Consider the following 22,667-nt stretch of genomic DNA (forward strand, 5'->3'; position numbering starts at 1 on the left):
AAGTAGCGCTGTAAAAAAGTAAATCTTGTAAAAGATGTTGGTGGCGCGATCGTGTAAAGGATTTGACATATGGCGGAGAATAAGATTTTTGCCGGCCCGAAAGTCCGGCGCATCCGCAACACGCTCGGCCTCACCCAGACGGCGATGGCCGAAGGCCTGTCGATCTCGCCCTCCTATCTGAATCTCATCGAGCGCAACCAGAGGCCGCTGACGGTGCAGCTGCTGCTGCGGCTCGCCTCCGTCTACAAGGTGGACCTCGAAGAGCTCCAGGGCGAAAGCGCCGGCAACGCGCGCCAGCTGCGCGAGGTCTTTGCCGATCCGCTGCTCTCCGGCGAGCTACCGGGCGATCACGAGCTGGTGGAGATCGCCGATGCGGCGCCGAATGTCGCGAGCGGCATCCTGAAGCTCTACCGTGCCTATCGCGAACAGGCCGCACGCCTCACCGATCTGGCCGAAGTGCTCGCCCGGGAAGGGCATGCGACCATGCTTTCAGGCGCATTGCTGCCGATGGACGAGGTGCGCGACAAGCTGGAAAACCGTCCCAACTATTTCGGCGCCATCGACGAGGCGGCCGAGCGGTTTCACGCGGCGCTGACGCCCGGCGACGACCTTGCGGCAGCGCTCAAGGGCTGGCTGCGCAAGGAACACGGGGTCGTCGTGCGCCTGCTGCCGGTCCATACGATGCCGAACCTCAGGCGCCGTTTCGACCGGCATTCCATGCGTCTCTTCCTGTCCGAACGCCTGTCGCCGTTCGACCAGTTGCGCGAGATCGCCATGGAAACGGTGCAGCTCGCGCTTCAGGATGAAATCTTCGCGGAACTGGACCTGCTTGCCTTCTCGAGCGCGGAGGCAAAGCGCATCGCCCGTTTTGAGCTGGCGCGTTACGCCGCCCATGCGCTGATGATGCCCTACGAGGCGTTTCATTCCGCCGCGCAGCGCGCGCGCTACGATGTCGACGTGCTGCGCTCGCGCTTCGGCGTTTCCTACGAGCAGGCGGCGAACCGGCTTACCATGTTGCAGCGGCCGGGCAGGACGGGCCTGCCCTTCTTCATTCTCGAGATGGACAATGCCGGCAATCGCTTCCGTCGCGCCGGCGCGCAGGGTTTTCCGCAGGCCCGTTTCGGCGGCGGCTGTCCCAAGCTCGACGTGCATTCCGCCTTTTCCCAGCCGGGGCAGATCCTGGTCGACCGCGTGGAAATGCCGGACGGCGCCGCCTTCCTGACGATCTCCCGTACGCTGGAAGGCCCGCAGGCCGTCTTTGCGGAGCGAGTGCGCCGTACGGCGCTTCTTATCGGCTGCGATGCCGCCCATGCGGAGGATACGGTCTATGGAGAGGCGGTGCGCCATGCAGGGGCAATTGCCGTCGGCAAGGCCTGCCGGCTTTGCGAGCGGCAGGGTTGCCTGGCGCGGGCCGAGCCGCCCGTCACGCGACCGCTCGGTCTTGATGAAATGGTCGCGGGGTTGAGCCTTTTCGACTTCCAGTAAATTTCCGCTTGCTTTCCATCAGCGTTAAAGCTTCAAATATGATAGGAATAAGGATAATGTGATATAAAAAATCGTCCGTTGTTTGCGTAGAATGCAGCTTGTCGCCTCTTGAAAAACATCCATAATCGGTGACAGTTCTTCATACGAACTCATAGGTCCGTGAAAGAAACTGGGAGAAAAATCAATGACAAGACATACTCTTCTGGCGACCGTCGCCGCTGTTGCGCTGTTTGGCGCGGGCAGCGCCCTCGCACAGGAAAAAGTCGTTCACGTTTATAACTGGTCAGATTATATCGACGCGTCGATCATTGACGATTTCACGAAGGAAACGGGCATCAAGGTCGTCTACGACGTCTACGATTCCAACGAGATTCTGGAGACGAAGCTTCTTGCAGGCGGCACGGGCTACGACGTCGTGGTTCCGACCAACACCTTCCTCCAGCGCCAGATCGCGGCGGGCGTCTACCAGAAGCTCGACAAGTCCAAGCTGCCCAATCTTTCGAACATGTGGGACATGGTGAGCGAACGCATGCAGCCGTTCGATCCGGGCAATGAATACTCGATCAACTACATGTGGGGCACGATCGGCATCGGCTACAACAAGGCCAAGCTCAAGGAAGCTCTCGGCACCGACGAGATCGATGGCTGGAAGGTGGTCTTCGATCCGGAATATGCCGCCAAGCTCAAGGATTGCGGCATCAACTTCCTCGATTCGCCGACCGACATGATCCCCGTCGTGCTCGCCTATCTCGGCCTCAATCCCGACAGCCACGATCCGGCGGATGTCGCCAAGGCGGAAGAGGCCCTGCTGAAAGTACGGCCCTTCGTGCGCAAGTTCCATTCGTCCGAATTCATCAACGGCCTTGCCAATGGTGACATCTGCGCGGCCGTCGGGTGGTCCGGCGATATCTTCCAGGCGCGTGATCGCGCGGAAGAGGCCGGCAACGGCGTGGAAGTCGGCTACGCCATTCCCAAGGAAGGCACGCAGATGTGGTTCGACCAGATGGCCATTCCCGCAGACGCGCCGCATGTCGATGAGGCGCACGCCTTCCTCAACTATATCATGCGGCCGGAAGTCATCGCCAAGTCGACGGAGTATGTCCACTACGCCAACGGCAACAAGGCCTCGCAGGCCCTTCTGCCGGAAGACATCATGAAGGACCCGACGATCTATCCGGACGACGCGACCCTGAAGAAGCTCTTCACCAACACGACGCTGGATTCCAAGACGCAGCGCATCTTCACGCGAACCTGGACCAGGGTCGTGACCGGCCAGTAACCGGTTCGACGCGAATTGCCCGGAACCTGTTTCCGGGCAATTTCATTAGAACTGCCAGAAAAAGAGAGTTGGGGAAACGCAATGAAATCTCTCGGCAATATCCGTCGCTCCTTCGCGCCATGGACGGATCCGGACGCAAAGCCATTCATCACGTTCCGCAATGTCACGAAGAGGTTCGGCGATTTCACCGCCGTCGATGATCTTACCCTCAACATCTATCACCGCGAATTCTTCGCGCTTCTGGGCGCATCCGGCTGCGGAAAGTCCACGCTCCTGCGCATGCTGGCGGGTTTCGAGCGCCCGACCTCCGGAGAAATCATCCTCGATGGTCAGGACATCGCCGCCATCCCGCCCTACAGGCGGCCTGTCAACATGATGTTCCAGTCCTACGCGCTGTTCCCCCACATGACGGTGGAGAGCAATATCGGCTTTGGCCTGCGCCAGGACGGCATGCCGAAGAACGAGATAGCCGAGCGCGTCACCCAGATGCTGAAGCTGGTGAAGCTCGAAAAATTTGCAAAGCGCAAGCCGCACCAGCTCTCCGGCGGCCAGCGGCAGCGCGTGGCGCTGGCCCGTTCGCTCGCCAAGCGCCCCAAGGTGCTGCTGCTCGATGAACCGCTCGGCGCGCTCGACAAGAAGCTGCGCGAGGAAACCCAGTTCGAGCTGATGGACCTGCAGCAGGAGCTCGGCCTCACTTTCGTCGTGGTGACCCACGACCAGGAGGAGGCGATGACCATGGCCGACCGCATCGCGGTGATGAGCCACGGCAAGGTCATCCAGGTTGCGACGCCCGCCGAAATCTACGAAGCGCCGAATTCGCGCTTCGTCGCCGACTTCATCGGCGACGTGAATATCCTCGACGGCAAGGTATCGGCCAGCGGCAACGGCAGGATCGAACTTGTCACGAACGATGGCTTCACGGTTCGCACGGCGACCGGCAACGATCCCGCACCGGGCAGTTCCGCGGGCTTCGCCATCCGCCCGGAGAAGATGAAGGTGACGCGCGCGGCGCCGGCGGATGCCACCGTCAACGCGGCCACGGGCGAAATCTGGGATATCGGCTATCTCGGCGACATGACCGTCTTCCATGTCAAGCTTGACAGCGGCAAGGTCGTGAAGGCCTCCATGCTGAATGCCCAGCGCGAGGTGGACAATCCGATTTCCTATGACGAAAAGGTCTGGATCTCCTTTGGGGAAACGGCCGGCGTCGTGTTGAAGGATTGACCGATGAACAAGCTCGGCTCCGCCCTCTTCAGCCGCCTTGTCATCATCATTCCCTATGCGTGGCTGCTGTTCTTCTTCCTCATTCCCTTTTTCATCGTCTTCCGTATCTCGCTTTCGACCACCGCCATCGCCCAGCCGCCCTATGTGCCGGTCTTCGCGCTGACGGACGGCCTTTCCGGCATATGGCAAAAGATCGGTGAGTTCAGCTTCGACAATTTCGTCTGGCTCACCGAGGACGCCCTCTATATCAACGCGTACCTGTCGAGCCTGTGGATCGCCGGCGTCTCGACGCTGATCACGCTGCTCATCGGCTATCCCATCGCCTATGGCATGGCGCAGGCGCCGCGCTCGCTGCGGCCGACGCTCCTGATGCTGGTCATCCTGCCGTTCTGGACGAGCTTTCTGATCCGCGTCTATGCGTGGATCGCCATCCTCAAGCCTGAAGGCCTGCTCAATCAGTTCCTGATGGGCATCGGCATCATCGACCAGCCGCTGATCATCATGAACACCAACTGGGCGATCTATATCGGCATCGTCTATTCCTATCTTCCCTTCATGGTGCTGCCGCTCTACTCGGCGCTGGAAAAGATGGACAATACGCTGATCGAGGCGGCGCAGGATCTCGGTTGCCCGCAGATTACAGCCTTCTGGAAGATAACGTTCCCGCTCTCCATTCCCGGTGTCGTTGCCGGCTGCATGCTCGTCTTCATTCCTGCCGTGGGCGAGTTCGTGATCCCGGACCTTCTCGGCGGGTCGCAGACGCTGATGATCGGCAAGACGCTCTGGAACGAATTCAACGCGAATCGGGACTGGCCCGTTTCGGCTGCCGTCGCCACCATCCTGCTCCTCATCCTGGTCGTGCCCATCGTGTTCTTCCAGAATGCGCAGGCCAAGGCCGAAGAGCAGGGGAGGTAGACCATGAACACCTGGTCCCGTTTCAACATCGTCTCCATCGTTCTCGGCTTCGCCTTCCTTTATCTGCCGATCGTTCTGCTGGTCGTCTTCTCGTTCAACGAGTCCAAGCTCGTGACGGTGTGGGCCGGCTTTTCGACGCGCTGGTACGTCTCGCTCTTCAACAATCAGGGGCTCATGGACGCTGCATGGGTGACGATCCGTGTCGCGCTGCTTTCGGCAACTGTCGCGACCGCGCTCGGAACCATGGCGGCGCTGGCGCTCACGCGCTACACACGGTTCCGTGGGCGGCTGCTGTTTTCCGGCATGGTCTATGCGCCGCTCGTCATGCCGGAGGTCATCACCGGCCTGTCGCTGCTCCTGCTCTTCGTCGCCATCGGCTTCGATCGCGGCTTCGTTACGGTGACGCTGGCGCACATCACCTTCTCGATGTGCTTCGTGACCGTGGTGGTGCAGTCGCGGCTGCTTTCCTTCGATCGCTCGATCGAGGAGGCGGCGCTCGATCTCGGGGCGACACCGGTCAGGACCTTCTTCGAGGTGACGCTTCCGATCATACTGCCTGCGGTGCTCTCCGGCTGGATGCTGGCGCTGACGCTCTCGCTCGACGACCTCGTCATCGCAAGCTTCACGTCGGGGCCGGGCGCCACGACCCTGCCGATGAAGATCTACAGCCAGGTGCGCCTCGGCGTGACGCCGGAAATCAACGCGGCCTGCTCGCTGCTGATCGGCCTCGTCGCCATCGGTGTCGTCATCGCGTCGCTCATGACGAAACGGCGCGAAGTGCAGCGCCTGCGCGACGAGCAGGCGGCTTTCGCCGGTCGCTGAGGCCCGGCAAGATCACTGGCGGGGTTTCTGCCCCGTCAGGATGGAAATCGGCGAGATCACGGGTTCTGGCCAGGAGCCGCCGACAAAGAAGCTGATGGGCGGCGTGACGGCCATCGCCGTCCCCGGCTGCGTGCGGTCAGCGAGCGTGCCGGCCAGCGCCACGCTGCCGGTGCGATAGGGGATCATGCCCGACAGCGACAGCAGCTTTTCATTGCTTTCGATTTCCGCCTTGGTGAGTTCGGCAAGACCGCGGTCCAGCCGGGCTTCCACGTCGGCGCGCGTAAAATTGAAGGAGCCGTCGGCGGTTTCGGAGACGTTGAAAAAGGCATTGCGCACCGCACGCTCCTCGAACGCCTTCAGGTTGAAATGGGTGAGCGTGCCGGTGCCCATGCGCAGCCGGAACCGGCCGGACATGTCGGAGATCGTCGTCGCCCAGAGCGGCTGGTCCGTCGACAGCTCGAAATCGACCGAGCCGATGCCTGATGGCAGCGGGCCGGGCAGGGCGAGCGCGCTGACGATGCCGCCGATGTCCACATTGCTTGCCGACATCTGCAATTGGCCGCCGCCGCGGAAGCCGTTCTCTGCAAGCGCGATGCGTCCGGTCAGGCGACCGTCGAGCAACGTGCTGTCGCCGATGTCGAAGGAGGCGCGGCCGTTCTCGATGCGCATTCCGGCGGCAAGGTCCCGCAGCGAGAAGGGCGAAAAATCAGCCGTCTTGGCGGAAAGGCGCAGGTCCATGCCGAACTGGTGGATGAAGGCCGTGTCGATTGTCGGCGTATCCGGATCGGTATCGGGCAGTGGCGAAAAGGCCGTCAGGAAGGCGCGCAGATCGATCCGGTCAAAGGCCAGTGTGCCGCCGACCAGCGGCACGCCTTCCGGCGGCATGGCGATGTCGAGCACGCCGGTTGCCTGCGCATTGTCGAGCGTGAGCTTGACGTTTTCGAGCTTGGCGGCATAGCCGGCTGTCGCCACGTTCGCCTCGATGTTCACCTGCCCGATATTGCCGACCGCCGGGATATCCTTGCCCTGCCAGGCGAGCAGGCGGCTGAGCGACGGGGTGGCAAGCTCCAGGGCGCCGGTAACGAAGGCCCTGCTGGAAAGGTTCGCGGTGCCCTCGAAATTGACCGTGGTCGGCTTGGCCGAAAGGCTGGTGCGCACCGTGGCGTCGCGCCCGGCGAGCAAGGCAAGCGGCTGGCCGCTGCTGAAGGACCAGTGCGTCATCTCGCCGTTGAGGACGCCGGAGAGGGAGAGTTCGAGCCGTTGCCGCAAGGTCGGCCAGGTCAGGCTGCCATTGATGTCGGCGATGCGGTGGGGACCGCCGTCCGCGTGCGCAATATCGAGGATGCCGTCGCGGATGGAAATCGTGCCGATACGCTCGTCGGTCATGCCCGTCGCCTGGCCTGCGGGCGCGGAGGCGGTTGCGTCGATTGCCTGCATCATCCAGCCACTGTGGCGCCAGTTGAACACGCCTTCGGCGTTCCAGCCGACATGGATGATCGGGCGGACAAGTTCGAAATCGCTGAAGCCCGGCTCGCCACGCACCGCGCCGAGCAGATCGAAGGTCGCCGCTATGGCGTCGATGGAGGCAAGTTCGGTGTTCACGCCGTCCTTGCCGCCGACAATGCGGACATCGCCCAGCGTCACGCGCGGATAGGGCCAGAAAACGAATTCGGCATCCCTTCCGACATGCACCGTGGCGCCCGTCCAGTTCTCCAGTGTCCGCTCGATGCCCCGCGCCACGGTCTCCGTCTGCACCAGGAAGGGAAACGTGATGCGTATCGCCGCGACGACGATGAGGGCGCAGAGGATTCCCCGCACCAGCAGCTTCGATCGGAGAAAGCGGGAAAGGGTCATGCGGGGCACGGCTCCTCTGCCGCCGGTGTTCATATCTCAGGAAAAACGGGGATAGGCGCTCGTGCGACAGAAATCAAATGCCGTCATGGCGGAATCGCGTCCGGCAACGGCGCGATCCGGCGTCCGCCGCTTTATGCCGCGTCGCAACATGCTATATGAATGCCATGAAGTGGAGGCTAGCATGACGTCAGAAATGCCCCTGTGGGAACCCTCGGCAGACATCCTGGCAAGGAGCCCGATGGCTGTGTTCATGAAGGCGGCTGGCCGCAGCGCCGGGCGAGACCTGAAATCCTACGAGGAGTTGCACGCGTGGTCCGTTGAGGACCGGGCGGCTTTCTGGACGGCGATCTGGGATGGGTGTGGCGTCATCGGCGGGAAGGGGACAACGGCGCTCGAAAACGGCGAGCGCATGCTGGAGGCCCGCTTCTTTCCCGAAGGGCGGCTGAACTTTGCCGAAAACCTTTTGAGGAAGACCGGGCCGGACGATGCGATCATCTTCCGCGGCGAGGACAAGGTGTCGTACCGCTGGTCCTGGGATGAACTGCGTGCCCGCGTCTCGAGGCTCCAGCAGGCCTTTGCCGCGATGGGAATTGGTGAGGGGGACCGGGTCGCGGCGATGATGCCGAACATGCCGGAAACCATCGTCTGCATGCTTGCCGCCGCGTCGCTCGGCGCCATCTGGTCCTCCTGTTCGCCCGATTTCGGCGAGCAGGGCGTGCTCGATCGGTTCGGCCAGATCGAGCCGAAACTCTTCATCGCCTGCGATGCCTACTGGTACGCCGGCAAGCTGCAGGACGTGTCCGGGAAGGTGAAGGCCGTCGCGGCCAAGCTCGATGCTCCCGTCCTCGTGGTGCACTATGCCGGGGATGCGGCGGCGCTTGCCGCGACCCTGCCGGACGGGCGGACGCTCGCTGCGTTGACGGCGCCCTACGAGGCCAGGCCGCTCACCTTTGCGCAGCTGCCGTTCAGCCATCCGCTCTACATTCTCTTCTCCTCCGGCACGACGGGCGTGCCGAAATGCATTGTGCATTCGGCCGGCGGCACGCTGCTCCAGCACCTCAAGGAGCACAGCCTGCATTGCGGCCTCGTCGACGGCGAGCGATTGTTCTATTTCACCACCTGCGGCTGGATGATGTGGAACTGGCTGGTCTCGGGTCTTGCGGTCGGCGCGACGCTCTGCCTGTTCGACGGTTCGCCCTTCCACCCGGACGGCAATGTGCTGTTCGACTATGCCGAGGCGGAAAAGTTCGCCGTCTTCGGCACATCGGCCAAATATATCGACGCCGTGCGCAAGGGCGGCTTCACGCCGCGCACGACGCACGACCTTTCCAGCCTGCGCCTCCTGACCTCCACCGGCTCGCCGCTCTCGCCGGAGGGGTTCTCCTTCGTCTATGAGGGCATCAAGCCAGACGTGCAGCTGGCCTCGATCTCCGGCGGCACGGACATCGTGTCCTGCTTCGTGCTGGGCGTTCCGCTGAAGCCGGTCTGGCGCGGCGAGATCCAGGGGCCGGGCCTTGGCCTTGCCATGGACGTCTGGAACGAGGACGGCCATCCGGTGCGCGGCGAGAAGGGCGAGCTGGTCTGCACAAAAGCCTTCCCCTCCATGCCGGTGATGTTCTGGAACGATCCCGACGGCGCAAAATACCGCGCGGCCTATTTCGAGCGTTTCGACAATATCTGGTGCCACGGCGATTTTGCCGAATGGACCAGCCATGACGGCATCATCATTCATGGCCGCTCGGATGCGACGCTGAACCCGGGCGGGGTGCGCATCGGCACGGCGGAAATCTACAATCAGGTCGAGCAGCTCGAGGAGGTCGCCGAGGCGCTGTGCATCGGCCAGGACTGGGACGACGACGTGCGCGTCGTGCTCTTCGTGCGCCTTGCGCCCGGGGTGGTGCTGGACGAGGCGCTGGAAAAGACGATCAGGACGAAGATCCGCACCGGGGCCTCGCCGCGCCATGTGCCTGCCAAGATCATCGCGGTCGCCGATATTCCGCGCACCAAATCCGGCAAGATCGTCGAGCTGGCCGTGCGCGAGGTCGTGCATGGCCGCCCCGTCAAGAACAAGGAAGCGCTGGCCAATCCGGAGGCGCTGGAACTCTTTGCAAATCTGGAGGCGCTGAAATCGTGAATGCCGTCGGCATTAACGATTTCGGGCTGCCCGCGTTAACCACTTCTACGAAGTTATGAACAAAAGGTTTGTGCCGGAACCGGTCAGGTAAGGATTTGTTAATCCGCAATGACGCAAGGTCGTGCCAACTTGAGCGCGCCCGATGATGGGTGTTCCGGTCCCACCCGACCCGATGGCATGAAGCCGGTCACCTTCGCTTTCGTTGGACAGCATTCAACTATCAGGGCGGCTTTTGCCGCCCAATTTTTTTAGCTGTTCTTCCTGTCGAGCGAGCGCGAGACGAGGAAGACGGGAATGAGCCCGACCGCGACGATGATGATCGCCGGCACGCCGGCATCCTCCACCTTCGCCCGTGAGGCATCCTCGTAGACAAGCGTTGCCAGCGTGTTGAAGTTGAACGGGCGCAGCATGATCGTCGCCGACAGTTCCTTCATCGTCTCGATGAAGACGAGCAGCGCGGCCGTCAGCGTCGCCGGCCGCATCATGGGCAGCAGCACGCTCCACAGCGTCTGGCTGTTCGTGCGCCCCAATGTGCGTGCCGCCATGTCGAGATGCGGCGAGAGCTTGTTGAAGCCCGCATCGATCGTGCCTTCCGCCATCATCAGGAACCGCACCGTGCAGGCATAGATGATGGCAAAGCCGGTGCCCGACAGAAGAAGTCCGGTGGAGATGCCGAATTGCGCGCGCAGGAACGCATCGAGCGCATTGTCGAAATTGGCGAGCGGGATCAGCACGCCCATGGCCAGCACCGTGCCCGGCACGCCATAGCCGAAGGAGGCGAAGCGCTCGGCGGCGGCATTGAGCCGTGAGCGCGTCGTGCGTGCGGCATAGGCGAGCAGGAAGGCGAGCAGGACGGCGAGCAGCGCTGTCGCGCCGGAAACGAGCACGCTGTTCCAGAGCGCGGAAAGGAGCCGTGTCGAGGCGAATTGCTCCAGCCGGCGCACGGCATAGCCGCCAAGCACGAAGACGGGAATGGCAAAGCCGAGCGCCGGGGGAAGCAGGCACGCGATGCTTGCCGCCCATTTCTTCCAGCCCGTGAGCTGGAGACGCACGGAATCGTGAACCGCCGCTGTCGTCTTCTGGCTGGTGAAGCGCTGCCGGTGGCGGGCGGCGCGCTCCACCATCATCAGGCAGATGACGAAGACGAGCATGACGCAGGCGATCTGCGCCGCGCCCGCCAGGCTGCCGCGGTTGAGCCAGGTGTCGAAGATCGAGAAGGTGAGGGTCTGCACGCCGAGATACTCGACCGCGCCGATATCGTTCAGCGTTTCCATGGCGACAAGCGTCAGCCCCACCATGATCGCCGGCCGGGCCATCGGGATCTGGATGCGTGCGAAAACCTTCAGCGGCCCGGCGCCGAGCGTACGGGCCACATCCGCTGCGGCGCGCCCCTGCATCAGGAACATCGAGCGGGCGGACAGGTAGATATAGGGATAGAGCACGCTGGACAGCACCAGCATGGCTCCGCCGGTGGTGCGTACTTCCGGAAACCAGTAGTCGCGGCTCGTCTGGAAGCCGAACAGCAGGCGATAGCCGGTCTGGACCGGTCCGGTGAAGGAAAAGAACTCCGCAAAGGCATAGGCGCCGAGATAGGCGGGGATGGCCAGCGGCAGGACGAGCAGACCGGACAGCACCCGGCGTCCGGGAAAATCGCAGCCTGCCACCAGCCAGGCCGTCACGACGCCGACGATCGTCGTGATCGTGCCGACGCCGGCCAGCAGGATCAGCGTGCGCAGCGTCGCGCGCGGAATGACATTGCTCATCAGGTGCGGCCAGTTGTCCGTCCCGCCGGTGGCGGCGATGACGACGATGGCGATGGCCGGCATCAGAACGATGGCCGCTGCCAGAACGGCGGAGGCGGAAAGGAGCGGGTGGCGGGCGGCACCGGACCGGCGGCGCTGGGTGCGCGCCGGTGCGCTTTCAGAGTGGAGCTGCAAGGCGTTACCTCGACGACGCGGCGACTGCGACCGAAGCCGGCATCGCCGAAAAGCGTTTCGCCCGATCTAGACCAATACGATCAATCTGCCAACACGCGCGGCGAGGGAAAGATCACTTCGACCAGCGTGCCTTCGTTCGGCGTGGAGGTGATCGTGAAGTTCGCCCGGTTGGCATCGACCATCGCCTTGGTCAGCGGCAGGCCGAGGCCGGTGCCGTCGCCGCGCTTGCGCGCGCCGGTCGTCACCTGCCGGAAAGGCTTCATCGCCTGTTCCAGTTCGCTGCGCGTCATGCCGAGGCCGGTGTCGCGGATGCGCAGCACCACGCTGCCATTCGCCTCATAGGCGGTGGACACGACGATCTGCCCGCCGGACGGCGTGAAGCGGATGGCATTCGACAGGATGTTGAGCGCGATCTGCTTGATCGAGCGCAGGTCCGCGACGATCTGCGGCACGTTCGCCGAAAGCGAGGTGCGGATGATGACGCGCTGGACATTGGCCTGCGGCTGCACCAGCGATACGGCCTCCGAGATCGTCTCGTTGAGGCCTACCGCCGTGAATTCCATCTCCATCTCGCCAGCCTCGATCTTGGAAATGTCGAGCAGGTCGTTGACGATGTCGAGGACATGGCGGCCGGAGCGGCCGATGTCGTTGGCATATTCGATATAGCGCGGATGGCCGATGGGGCCGAAGCGCTCCGTCGCCATCATGTCGGAAAAGCCGATGATGGCATTGAGCGGCGTGCGGATCTCGTGGCTGACGCGGGCGAGGAAATCGCTCTTGTGGGCATTGGCTGTCTCGGCGGCCCGCTTGGCGCTGCGCAGTTCCTCTTCGGTGCGCTTCCACTGGGTAATGTCGCGGATGACGGCGCAGTAGCCGGACGAGGAGGAAAGACGTCCCATCGTCATGAACAGCGGGATGAAGCCGCCGGATGCCTCGCGGCCGATGACCTCGCGGCCGTCGTTGAGCACGCTTGCGACGGCATGGTTGGCCAGGCCGCCGAGATAGTCGAGCACCGCCTTCTGGCTTTCATGGGCAAACAGCATGGCGAAGGGCCGGCCGCGCGTCTCGTCCTCGTCATAGTTGAAGAGGGCGCTTGCCGATCCGTTCATCGAGCGGATGTCGCCGTCCTGGCCGACGACCACGACGCCGTCGGTGGCAGTCTCAAGGATCGAGCGCAATTCGCTGACCTCGATGCGCAGCGCCGCGGCGGCGGCCTGATCGACAGTCCGGTCGTCGGCTTCCGCCGGTGCCGGCGCTGCCTCGGCCGGCGAAAGCGGCGACTTTTCGTGAGCCGGCGTCAGCGCCAGCATCAGGGCCGTGCCGTCTTCCCAGCGGATCGACTGGAGGCGGGCGCGAACGGCGCTGGTGCTTTCGCCGTCGGCATGGCGTAGCGCCATGGTGCCGTCGCCATCCTCGGCGTCCGCATCGGGACCGGCGAGCAGGATGTCGAGCCCGCCCGAAGCTTCGAGGTCCGCAAGGCCGGCATAGCCTGTCAGGCGGAAGAATTCCGGATTGGCATGGATGAGCCGGTCGCCGACATGCACGAGCAGGGCGACGGGCAGCACATCCACCACGGCTGCGGTGAGGCCATAGTCCATCTGCGTGCGCGGCGGCGCGATGGCCGTGCGTTCGGCCGCGTGCTCGTCGGGGAGGTGATCGTCGGCATGCGGGCCGATTTCGAGGCCGGGCATTTCCGTTTCGGGCTCGCCTGCGGCGGGCGGGATGTCCGCCTCTTCGCCGTCCCGGTGCTCCTGCTGGATAGCATTGACCGCTTGCGCGGGCTGTCCGGCTGCGATGTCACTTGTTGCGTCGTCGGCTAGGTCGCCCGACGGCCGGTCCTCGGGCTTGCGCTTGCCGAAAGATTCGCCGAGCTGGCGGGCGATCTCGCGGAAGGCAGCCTGCTCGCCGGTCGAAAGCCCATCGAAGAGGCCGCCGCGGTTGCGCCGGGTTTCGAGCTGCACGATCTTGTCCGACTGCCGGCGGGCCGGGTTTTCGACGAGGCGCAGCGCCGGGCGTTCACCGCGGAAGGCGTCCTGATCCTCGCCGGCGGCTGCAGCGTCGGCTCCGTCCGGATCGATCGCGGTGTCAGCCACCCCATCGGTGACGTCCAGCTCTTCCGCTGCGCTTTCCTCGGCCAGGGTGTCCTCTACCAGCGCGGCCTGCTCATCGGCGGTCACGGACGCTTCGGCGGGTTCATCGAGCGTCATGCCGCGTGCGTGAAAATCCTCGGCCGCATCGGCGATCCGCACGATGCCGAAGCCGCGGAAACCGTCGAATTCGCGGTTGCGCGAATAGGTGGGCAGGGCGGCGAGATCGACCGGCACGACGAGACGCGTGCCTTCCACCGGCCAGAGGATTGTCTTGCCGGACCAGGTGTCGCGACGGCGCAGCAGGTCGCCGATCTTGCCGTCCGGGTCGAGATCGAAGCGGCCGGCGACATCGCTGAAGCGCTCTCCCGAAATCCTTGCTGCATGCGGACCGACCGCCGCAGCGAACTCGTCGGAAATCTCGCTGAACCGGCCCTCGGCATCGATCTTCCAGACGAAGCGGATCGGGCGGCCCTGCGGATTGAAGATGAAGCCCTCTTTTTCCTCGCCAGCCTCTGTCGCGGTTTCGGCGGCAACGGTAGCCTGCGCCTCGTCTGTCGCGTCTTCCTCGACGATTTCAGGGGAGGCGGGTTCTTCCGCTTCCACCGGTTCGCCGGCAACGTCCTCTGTCGTCGTTTCGACGATCTCCGGGAGGCTTTCGTCCACGGCCTCGTCTTCGTGGGCCGGCGCCTCATCGGCCGCTACCTCATCGAAAACCGGCTCGGCGGTTTCTGCTGCGATCTCTGCCGGTTCTGGCGGAACGGCGATTTCGGCCTGGGGTTCGGTCTCGGCCGCAGGCTGCGCCTCATCCCCGTCGGGGTCGAGATGGCCCAGAATGGTCTCGACGGCAAAGAGCAGGTGCAGTGCGGGGTCGCTGGAAAGGCGGCCGATGGCGGCTGGCAGGTGCCCGCGGCCGGTGGCGATGGGGCGCTTGACGAGGCGCTCGGCACTGCGCCCGGCAGCCTCGACCAGCGCGCGGCGCGTCTGCGGGTTGATGGCGAGCGCGGCAAATCCCTCGGAAGCGGCAATGACCGCCCCGTCGCCGTCGAGGACCGCCATATGCGTATCGGGATCGTCGAAGCCGGCAAGCATGGCGGCTGCGGCTGCCTCGCTGTGGTGGCCGTTCGCGACCGGCGCGCTGAAGAGGATCGTATCGTCGCCGGGGCGGATGGTGACGCGCTCGACGGTCGCATTCACCGGCACGCTGCGAAAGCCGCTGCCGATGCGCATCACGAAGTTGCGGCGCTCGCCCGGTGCCTGCACCTGCTGTGCGGTGGCAGCGAGCTGGCGAAAGGCGATGTCGGAGCGGTCGGGGCCGACATCGAGAAAATCATAGATATTGTCCTGCCCGAAGAGGGCGGCGCCACGGCCGTTCGACCAGAGCACGCGGGACATGTCCGGCGAAAACAGCACGACCGCCTCGCCCCGGGCGAAGGGCAGGCGCACCCGTTCATGGACGGCGACGTCGATAAAGGGATACTGTTTTACGGACATGTGCAGGCCTGTCTCAATCTGGCGTCCCGGCGTTCGATTAACGCTTTATTAATAGCGGCGCACAGGCAGCGGGTCCAGCGCCGGACCCTTACAGCGCCGGGCTTTCGGGCGGAAAGGTTAACGGCCGTCCTGCGGTTATTGTGCAGTGCAATATAAATGTTGCAATGCGATGGAATATCGCCTATATAGGGTCCATCCAAGAACATGGCGCCTCTGAGAGGGCCAAACCCAGGAGCGCAGATAATGGCTACCAAGAAGATCGACGACGTATTTTCCATCGCATCCATCGACCCGGCAAAGTTTTCCGAAAGCTTCCGCGACTTCGCCGAAAAGGGCGCAGCGCAGACCAAGGAAGCTTATGCCAAGATGAAGGAAGCTGCCGAAGACGCCACGAAGACCGTTGAAGCGACGCTTGAAAACGCGCAGGCCGGCTCCGTCGAACTCGGCCTCAAGGCCATCGAAGCGCTCCGCACCAATGCCGAGAACTCGCTTTCGCACATGGAAGCCCTGCTTGGCGTGAAGTCCGTGTCCGAACTCTTCGAACTGCAGACCGCGTTCCTGCGCAAGCAGGCCGAAGTTGTCGTCGAGCAGGCCAAAAGCCTTCAGGAAACCTCCAAGAAGGTTGCCGAGAAGGTTTCGGCTCCCGGCAAGTCGGCTGCTGAAAAGGCTGCAAAGTCCTTCAAGGCTGTCTGAAACGCTGAATAGCGCGGGTTTCGACCCTGTGTTGGATGGCCGGGCAATCGCCCGGCCATTTTCGTTTGTGGGATCTTGCAGAAAACGCTTGAAAAATGGTGCGGCTGCCCGTATGTGACCCACCAAGCGCGCCAGACGCGCCGTGTGCGGTTGTAGCTCAGTTGGTTAGAGCGCAGGTTTGTGGCACCTGAGGTCGGAGGTTCGAGACCCCCCAACCGTACCATTCCTCTCTCCCGGTAAGTCTGTAATCCACCAGGACTTCTCGGGAGAGAGGAATACACGTCCCCCATCGAATACTCCCCCGTTACTGATCGAGCTGCTGTCTCTCTTCAATCCTTGAGCCGTTTCCGCGTCCCGTATGGGGGCGCCTCTCTTGACAGGCGGAAAAAGTAGGTAGATCGGTCTACATATTGGAAATCGAGGTGTGTGATGACCGAACGGGTACCGGCGCGGGAGCGGTTGCTGAAAGCGGCTGCGGAACTGTTTTATCGGGACGGGGTAGGGGCGACGGGGATCGACAGGATCACGGCCCATGCCGGCGTCGCGAAGATGAGCCTCTACAACAATTTCTCCTCCAAGTCCGATCTGGTGAAGGCCTATCTCGATGCGCGGCTGGACGAATGGCACGTGCTTTACCGTGAGCGGCTGGCCAGGGCTGAAACGCCGCGTGAGCGCCTGCTGGCCGTCTTCGATTCCTATATCGACCACGCCGAATATGCCTATGACTGGGGGTTTCGCGGCTGCGGCCTGCTCAATGCCGCCGCCGAATTGCCCGTCGGCGATGCCGGCCGGGCGACGGTCGCCTTGCAGAAGGACGAGGTCGAGCAGCTCTTCCGGCAATACCTGCGCGACATGAAGCCGGATGCCAGCGCCGCTGCGATCGATGAGACGGCGGAGCACCTGTCCTTCGTGCTGGAAGGCGCCATGGCCCGCGCCGGCCTCGACGGTCATGACGGCCGGCTGACGGCGGCCCGCAAGATCGCCGTTTCGATCATGGACCGGCTATGACATCCACGGATCTTGCGGCGCTGCCGTATCGCCGGCCCGGCCGGTTCCGGGCGCTTGTCGTCCTCGTTCTCCTCGAGACCGCGCTGGTGGTGAGCTGGAGCGCCGGCTTCATCGGCGTGCGCTTTGCCAGCGATCATGCACCGATCTTCCTGATCCTGCTCTGGCGAAGCCTGGTTTCCGGGCTGGTGCTGCTGCCCTTCGCGCTCCTGATGGGGCCGAAGCTGCGCGGGAAGGACATTGCCTTCCAGATGCTGCTCGGCGCGCTGGCCATGGCCGGCTATCTCTCCGGCTTCGCACTGGCGATCTCGTTCGGCGTGCCGACCGGCCTCGTCGCGCTGATCACCGACATGCTGCCGCTTGCCGTTGCCTTCCTCTCCTGGCCCATGCTGGGGCAGGGCCTCACCGGCCGCCAGTGGATCGGCTCCCTCATCGGCCTTGCGGGTGTGCTCATTGCTTCCGGCTGGTCGCTGGGCCTCGGCAATGTTGCCTGGTGGGCCTATGGCCTTCCCGTGCTGGGCACCTTGTCGCTCGCGCTGGCGACCCTGTTGCAGAAGCGCAGCCCGGTCAACGCCATGCCGGTCTACCAGAGCCTGTGCATCCAGTGCCTGTCGGCCGCCGCGATCTTCGCGGTTCCGGCCTGGCATGAAGGCGGCGTGCTGCCGGTGATGAATGCCAGTTTCATCGGCGGCATCCTCTGGCTGGCCTTCATCGCGACCTTCGCGGCCTGGGGGCTCTACTATCTGGCGCTGCGAAAGTCCTCGCCGGCCCGCGTCACCGCCATCCTCTATCTGAGCCCGCCGGTGACGATGATCTGGGCCTTTCTGATGTTCGGCGAGCCGCTTTCATGGGCAATGGCAGCGGGGCTTCTCGTTTCCCTCGTCGGCATTGTCATCGTGGCGAGGGCCCGGCCGGCAGATTGCTCCTGACTAGCCGGGCGGCTTGCACTGGCCGCCCGATCTTCACAAGAATATGGCATGCTCCTGCCGCACGATTTCCTGCACGAACTCGGCGACGGTGCGCACGCGCACCAGGTCGCGTGCGCTTTCGTGCCAGGTCGTCCAGTAGGCACGGCGGATCGAGGTGGCCGGCAGCAGCCGGACGAGTTCGCCATGTTGCCGGGCGATGTAGTCGTGCAGGATGCCGATGCCCGCCCCGGAGCGCACCGCCTCCGTCTGGCCGGTAGCACTGGAAATCTCGAAGCTCGCATCCCAGCTGCGCATGATCTCGCCGGTGAAATTGAGCGAGGCCGTGAAAATAAGGTCCTCCACATAACCGACGCGCCGATGCGACTTGAGGTCCTCGACGGTTTCCGGCGTGCCGCTTTCCGCAAGGTAATCGCGTGAGGCATAGAGGCCGAGCGTGTAGTCCGTGAGCTTCGACGAGACGAGCCGGCCCTGTTCCGGCCGCTCCAGCGTGATCGCGATATCCGCCTCGCGCTGCGAAAGCGAGAAGGAGCGGGGCACGGGCACAAGTTGGATTTTCAGTTCAGGGTGCCGGGCGGTCAGCCGCCCGAGGCGGGGGGCGAGGAAGGACACGCCGAAACCGTCCGGTGCGCCGACCCGCACGGTGCCGGCGACGGCCGTGTCGATGCGCCCGATGCTCGCCTGCACGGCCAGCATCTCCGTCTCCATCCGCTCGGCCGCGCGCAAAAAGGCCTCGCCCTCGGCGGTGAGGTCGCAGCCATTGGTGCGGCGAATGAGAAGTCGGGTCTTCAGCGCCTCTTCCAGCGCGCTGACGCGCCGGCTCAAAGTGGCGTGGTTGACGCCGAGGCGGCGGGAGGCGCCGAGCAATTGCCCGGTGCGGGCTACGGCGAGGAACATGCGGGCATCATCCCAGTTCATGGCGGCCTCCGACTTTAATTTCTGCACAACGGTTCCTTATCGAAGGTGATTGAGTTGTGCAAATTGAAGTGCGATTATCTCGCCATAACCAAGGAGGACTCCCCATGTACCAGATCGGGCATTTCATCGACGGCAAGCAGGTCGCCGGCACCAGCGGCCGCACCGCAAACGTCTACAACCCGGCGACGGGCGAGGTTCAGGCCACGGTCGCGCTGGCGAACGACGCCGACCTGCAGGCGGCCATCGACAGCGCGAAGGCCGCGCAGCCGAAGTGGGGCGCCACCAACCCGCAGCGCCGCGCCCGCGTCTTCATGAAGTTCGTCGAACTTCTCAACCAGAACATGGACGAACTCGCCCTGCTGATTTCCAGGGAGCACGGCAAGACGATCGAGGATTCCAAGGGTGACGTCATCCGCGGCCTCGAAGTCTGCGAATTCGTCATCGGCATTCCGCACCTGTCCAAGAGCGAGTTCACCGAAGGCGCCGGCCCGAACATCGACATGTATTCGATCCGCCAGCCGGTCGGCATCGGCGCGGGCATCACGCCGTTCAACTTCCCGGGCATGATCCCGATGTGGATGTTCGCACCGGCCATCGCCTGCGGCAACGCCTTCATCCTGAAGCCGTCCGAGCGCGATCCGTCGCTGCCGATCCGCCTTGCCGAACTGATGATCGAAGCCGGCCTGCCGGCGGGCATCCTCAATGTCGTCAACGGCGACAAGGGTGCGGTCGATGGCATCCTGGCGCATCCGGATATCGCCGCCGTCTCCTTCGTCGGCTCCACGCCGATCGCCCGCTACGTCTACGGCACGGCGGCGGCGAACGGCAAGCGCGCCCAGTGCTTCGGCGGCGCGAAGAACCACATGATCATCATGCCCGATGCCGACCTCGACCAGGCCGCCAACGCCCTGATGGGCGCCGGCTACGGTTCGGCCGGCGAGCGCTGCATGGCGATTTCGGTCGCCGTTCCGGTCGGCGAGGAAACCGCCAATCGCCTCATCGAAAAGCTGACGCCGATGATCGAAAGCCTGCGCATCGGTCCCTATACCGACGAGAAGGCCGACATGGGCCCGGTCGTCACCAAGGAAGCCCAGGCCCGCATCCTCGGCCTCATCGACAAGGGCGTGGAAGAAGGCGCCAAGCTCGTCGTCGACGGCCGCGGCTTCAAGCTGCAGGGCTATGAGGACGGCTATTTCGTCGGCGGCTGCCTGTTCGACAACGTCACGCCGGACATGGAGATCTACAAGACCGAAATCTTCGGCCCGGTTCTCTCCGTGGTTCGCGCCAAGAACTACGAGGAAGCCCTCGACCTGCCGATGAAGCACGAATACGGCAATGGCGTCGCGATCTACACCCGCGACGGTGACGCCGCCCGCGACTTCGCCAGCCGCATCAATATCGGCATGGTCGGCGTCAACGTTCCGATCCCGGTTCCGCTTGCCTACCATTCCTTCGGCGGCTGGAAGTCTTCCGCCTTCGGCGATCTCAACCAGCACGGCACGGACTCGATCAAGTTCTGGACCCGCACCAAGACGGTCACGAGCCGTTGGCCGTCGGGCATCAAGGGCGGCGCCGAATTCGTCATGCCGACGATGAAGTGATCCTCCCGGACTGACGATTGAAAGGGCTCCCTGACGGGGGCCCTTTTTTTGCTTTGCCTCTTTTTGTGCCCTGCGAAGAATAGTCGCCGACCCCGGCCCGTTACACCCCTGTTCATGCATCGAAGGGGGCACATATGTCATTGGAAGGGTCGCCGCAGTCCGCGGGACAGGCGGGCGGGTTTCACCGCGTCTCGTTCACCGGCAAGGCGTCGGAATATTTCGGCATCTGGATCGTCAACGTTCTGCTGACGATCATCACGCTCGGCATATATTCGGCCTGGGCGAAGGTGCGTCGCAATCGCTATTTCTACGGCAACACCGTGCTGCTCGGCCGCTCGTTCGAATATCATGCGAGGGGCCTGCAGATCCTCATCGGCCGCCTCATCGTTCTCGGTGCCTTCGTCGTGCTCAACGTCATCGCGGCGCTGGATCCTGTCCTGGTGTTGCTGCCGACCGTCGTCGTGCTGATCGCCCTGCCGTGGCTGGTCGCCAGGGGCCTGCGCTTCAGCGCACGCGTGACGAGCTATCGCAATGTGCGCTTCGATTTCGTCGGCGGCGCGGGCGGCGCCTTCAAGGCCTTCATTCTCGGCGGCGTGCTTGCCGTCATTACCCTGGGCATCCTGACGCCGCTCGCCAGCCGCTGGGTTGCCCGCTATGTCGGCTCGAACCTGCGCTACGGCGGCAAGGCCTTCGATTCCGATCCCGGACTCGGCCCTCTCTACAAGTCCTGGCTCCTGTCCTTCCTCATCGCCATCGTCGGTCTCGGCATCATCGCGTTCATCGTCGTGATGAACCTCTCGCTGATCGTGCCGATGATCGAGACGCCAGGTTCGCTGACCGTGGAGCAGCAGATCCCGCTCATCTACAGCGCGGTCATCGGCTATGTCGTGCTCTTTGCGACTTTGGGCATTGCCGGCCTGTTCTATAAGGCGGGCGTGCGCAACGTCGTCTGGTCGGCAACGACCTTCGACGGCCGGCACCGGCTGATGAGCGATGTCTCGCGCACCCGCTATACCTGGATCGCCATTTCCAACGTCATCGTGACGATCCTCACCCTCGGCCTGATGCGGCCCTGGGCGGCGGTGCGCATGGCGCGCTATAACTGGGAGCATACGGGCGTGACCTTTGCCGGCGACGTCGGCGAATTGTTCAGCAAGATCGAGGAGCAGGGCTCTGCCGTCGGCTCCGAGTTCATGGATTTCGAAGGGTTCGACTTTGGCTTCTGACGATGTCGCCATAGCCGGCGGGGAATGGCACCCCGCCGGCTCCAGCCGCTCGGTGGAAGCCCGTCTCGTCGAGCAGGGCGGGGAAATCGCGGCCATGCCGGCCGGAGGCGACAAGCCGCTTGCCGGCGCGGGCCTCTCCTGGGTGGAGATTTCCAGCCGCGTCGGCTCCATCCCCCGCCGGGTGACGTTCCCGGACGGCTCGGTTTTCGAAACCTGGGACAATGACGGTATCGATCGCTATCTCGCGGCGCGGGGCAGGGGCGGCGCCGGGGTCGTGCACTGGCTGGAACAGTTCCGCCTGCGCCTCATCCTCATCGTGCTGCTGGCATTCATGCTCGGCGGTGCGGTCTATCGCTGGGGCGTGCCGGCACTTGTCGAGGTCGCGGTCATGACGACGCCGCCGATCGTCCCGCAGCTCATGTCGCAGGGGGCGCTCAAGACACTGGACAACGCCGCGTTCTCGCCGACCAAATTGCCGGAGGCGCGCCGCAAGGAGATTGCAGACGGCTTCGCCCGCATCGCCATGCTGTCGCCACGCGGTGCGGGGGCCTACAATCTCAATTTCCGGGACGGCGGTGTGATCGGACCGAATGCCTTTGCCCTGCCGGATGGCACGCTCGTCGTGACGGACCAGCTCGTCGAACTGGCGGGCACGGACACGGAAATGATCGTCGGGGTGCTCGCCCACGAGATCGGGCATGTAGAGCTCGAGCACAGTCTGCGCCAGCTCTACCGGGCGGCGGGCATGACCGGGCTCATCATGCTGATTGCCGGCGATATCGGATCGAGCGTCGAGGATGTGCTGGTGCAGGGCAACGGTCTGCTGGCGCTGTCCTATTCCCGCTCGGCGGAAGCGGAGGCCGACCGGCGCTCGGTCGAGCTGATGGCCAAGGCCGGCTACGATCCGACGGCGATCGCCCGTTTCTTCGGTCTTCTGGAGGAAAAGCTCGGTGACAGGTCGGATAGCACCATCCTCTCCACCCATCCCGGCACGCCGCAGCGTAAGAAGGACATAACCGACTATGCCCGGATCATCTCCGGCCAGTCGGATCCGGACCTGCAATAGA

The 22,667-nt window shown here is 63.9% G+C and carries 16 protein-coding genes and 1 tRNA gene; 13 read left to right on the plus strand and 4 right to left on the minus strand.

Features of this window, described 5'->3' with window-relative positions; all coding sequences use genetic code 11:
• Positions 1–69 precede the first annotated feature (69 nt).
• The 5 genes from WA950_RS07845 to WA950_RS07865 all read left to right on the plus strand — a co-directional run bounded on the left by WA950_RS07845 (position 70) and on the right by WA950_RS07865 (position 5,725).
• On the plus strand, positions 70–1,485 hold the full coding sequence (locus tag WA950_RS07845) for a helix-turn-helix domain-containing protein (RefSeq protein ID WP_424551143.1): 1,416 nt from the start codon (positions 70–72) through the stop codon (positions 1,483–1,485).
• Between the two features lie 169 nt (positions 1,486–1,654).
• Positions 1,655–2,764 (plus strand): polyamine ABC transporter substrate-binding protein, encoded by a 1,110-nt coding sequence (locus WA950_RS07850; protein WP_424551174.1) that lies wholly within the window; start codon positions 1,655–1,657, stop codon positions 2,762–2,764.
• An 81-nt stretch (positions 2,765–2,845) separates the two neighbouring features.
• The gene (locus tag WA950_RS07855) at positions 2,846–3,988 is read left to right on the plus strand and encodes an ABC transporter ATP-binding protein (RefSeq protein WP_424551144.1); all 1,143 of its coding nucleotides are present in this window, start codon (positions 2,846–2,848) and stop codon (positions 3,986–3,988) included.
• Positions 3,989–3,991: 3 nt separating this feature from the next.
• A complete protein-coding gene (locus WA950_RS07860; protein WP_424551145.1) occupies positions 3,992–4,903 on the plus strand; it encodes an ABC transporter permease subunit in 912 nt (303 codons plus the stop codon).
• A gap of 3 nt (positions 4,904–4,906) precedes the next feature.
• Entirely contained in the window at positions 4,907–5,725 is an 819-nt protein-coding gene (locus tag WA950_RS07865) for an ABC transporter permease subunit (protein ID WP_424551146.1), read from the plus strand.
• Positions 5,726–5,737: 12 nt separating this feature from the next.
• Here WA950_RS07865 and WA950_RS07870 read toward each other — a convergent pair whose 3' ends face one another.
• Positions 5,738–7,579 (minus strand): AsmA family protein, encoded by a 1,842-nt coding sequence (locus WA950_RS07870; protein ID WP_424551147.1) that lies wholly within the window; start codon positions 7,577–7,579, stop codon positions 5,738–5,740.
• A gap of 181 nt (positions 7,580–7,760) precedes the next feature.
• Here WA950_RS07870 and WA950_RS07875 point away from each other — a divergent pair, with 181 nt between their 5' ends.
• Positions 7,761–9,713 (plus strand): acetoacetate--CoA ligase, encoded by a 1,953-nt coding sequence (locus tag WA950_RS07875; RefSeq protein ID WP_424551148.1) that lies wholly within the window; start codon positions 7,761–7,763, stop codon positions 9,711–9,713.
• A 248-nt stretch (positions 9,714–9,961) separates the two neighbouring features.
• Here the strand turns inward: WA950_RS07875 and WA950_RS07880 are convergent, their stop codons facing one another.
• On the minus strand, positions 9,962–11,539 hold the full coding sequence (locus tag WA950_RS07880; protein ID WP_424551175.1) for an ABC transporter permease: 1,578 nt from the start codon (positions 11,537–11,539) through the stop codon (positions 9,962–9,964).
• Positions 11,540–11,730: 191 nt separating this feature from the next.
• Positions 11,731–15,231, minus strand: a complete 3,501-nt coding sequence (locus WA950_RS07885; RefSeq protein WP_424551149.1) for an ATP-binding protein — start codon at positions 15,229–15,231, stop codon at positions 11,731–11,733.
• A gap of 243 nt (positions 15,232–15,474) precedes the next feature.
• Between WA950_RS07885 and WA950_RS07890 the strand changes: the two genes are divergently transcribed.
• The 4 genes from WA950_RS07890 to WA950_RS07905 all read left to right on the plus strand — a co-directional run bounded on the left by WA950_RS07890 (position 15,475) and on the right by WA950_RS07905 (position 17,858).
• The gene (locus WA950_RS07890) at positions 15,475–15,924 is read left to right on the plus strand and encodes a phasin (RefSeq protein ID WP_424551150.1); all 450 of its coding nucleotides are present in this window, start codon (positions 15,475–15,477) and stop codon (positions 15,922–15,924) included.
• A 146-nt stretch (positions 15,925–16,070) separates the two neighbouring features.
• Positions 16,071–16,147, plus strand: a tRNA-His gene (locus tag WA950_RS07895).
• Between the two features lie 206 nt (positions 16,148–16,353).
• Positions 16,354–16,932, plus strand: a complete 579-nt coding sequence (locus WA950_RS07900; protein WP_424551151.1) for a TetR/AcrR family transcriptional regulator — start codon at positions 16,354–16,356, stop codon at positions 16,930–16,932.
• A complete protein-coding gene (locus tag WA950_RS07905) occupies positions 16,929–17,858 on the plus strand; it encodes a DMT family transporter (RefSeq protein ID WP_424551152.1) in 930 nt (309 codons plus the stop codon). Before WA950_RS07900 ends, WA950_RS07905 begins: the two co-directional genes overlap by 4 nt.
• 33 nt (positions 17,859–17,891) lie before the next feature.
• Here the strand turns inward: WA950_RS07905 and WA950_RS07910 are convergent, their stop codons facing one another.
• Positions 17,892–18,773: a LysR family transcriptional regulator gene (locus WA950_RS07910; protein WP_424551153.1), complete on the minus strand. Its 882-nt coding sequence runs from the start codon at positions 18,771–18,773 to the stop codon at positions 17,892–17,894.
• Positions 18,774–18,877: 104 nt separating this feature from the next.
• Here WA950_RS07910 and WA950_RS07915 point away from each other — a divergent pair, with 104 nt between their 5' ends.
• The 3 genes from WA950_RS07915 to WA950_RS07925 all read left to right on the plus strand — a co-directional run bounded on the left by WA950_RS07915 (position 18,878) and on the right by WA950_RS07925 (position 22,666).
• A complete protein-coding gene (locus WA950_RS07915) occupies positions 18,878–20,374 on the plus strand; it encodes a CoA-acylating methylmalonate-semialdehyde dehydrogenase (protein ID WP_424551154.1) in 1,497 nt (498 codons plus the stop codon).
• A gap of 134 nt (positions 20,375–20,508) precedes the next feature.
• The gene (locus tag WA950_RS07920; protein WP_424551155.1) at positions 20,509–21,600 is read left to right on the plus strand and encodes a YjgN family protein; all 1,092 of its coding nucleotides are present in this window, start codon (positions 20,509–20,511) and stop codon (positions 21,598–21,600) included.
• On the plus strand, positions 21,590–22,666 hold the full coding sequence (locus WA950_RS07925; protein WP_424551156.1) for a M48 family metallopeptidase: 1,077 nt from the start codon (positions 21,590–21,592) through the stop codon (positions 22,664–22,666). The genes WA950_RS07920 and WA950_RS07925 overlap by 11 nt, the downstream gene beginning before the upstream one ends.
• The last annotated feature ends 1 nt before the right edge of the window (position 22,667 follow it).

The sequence above is a fragment of the Shinella sp. genome (genome assembly GCF_049651085.1).
Lineage (GTDB): Bacteria > Pseudomonadota > Alphaproteobacteria > Rhizobiales > Rhizobiaceae > Shinella.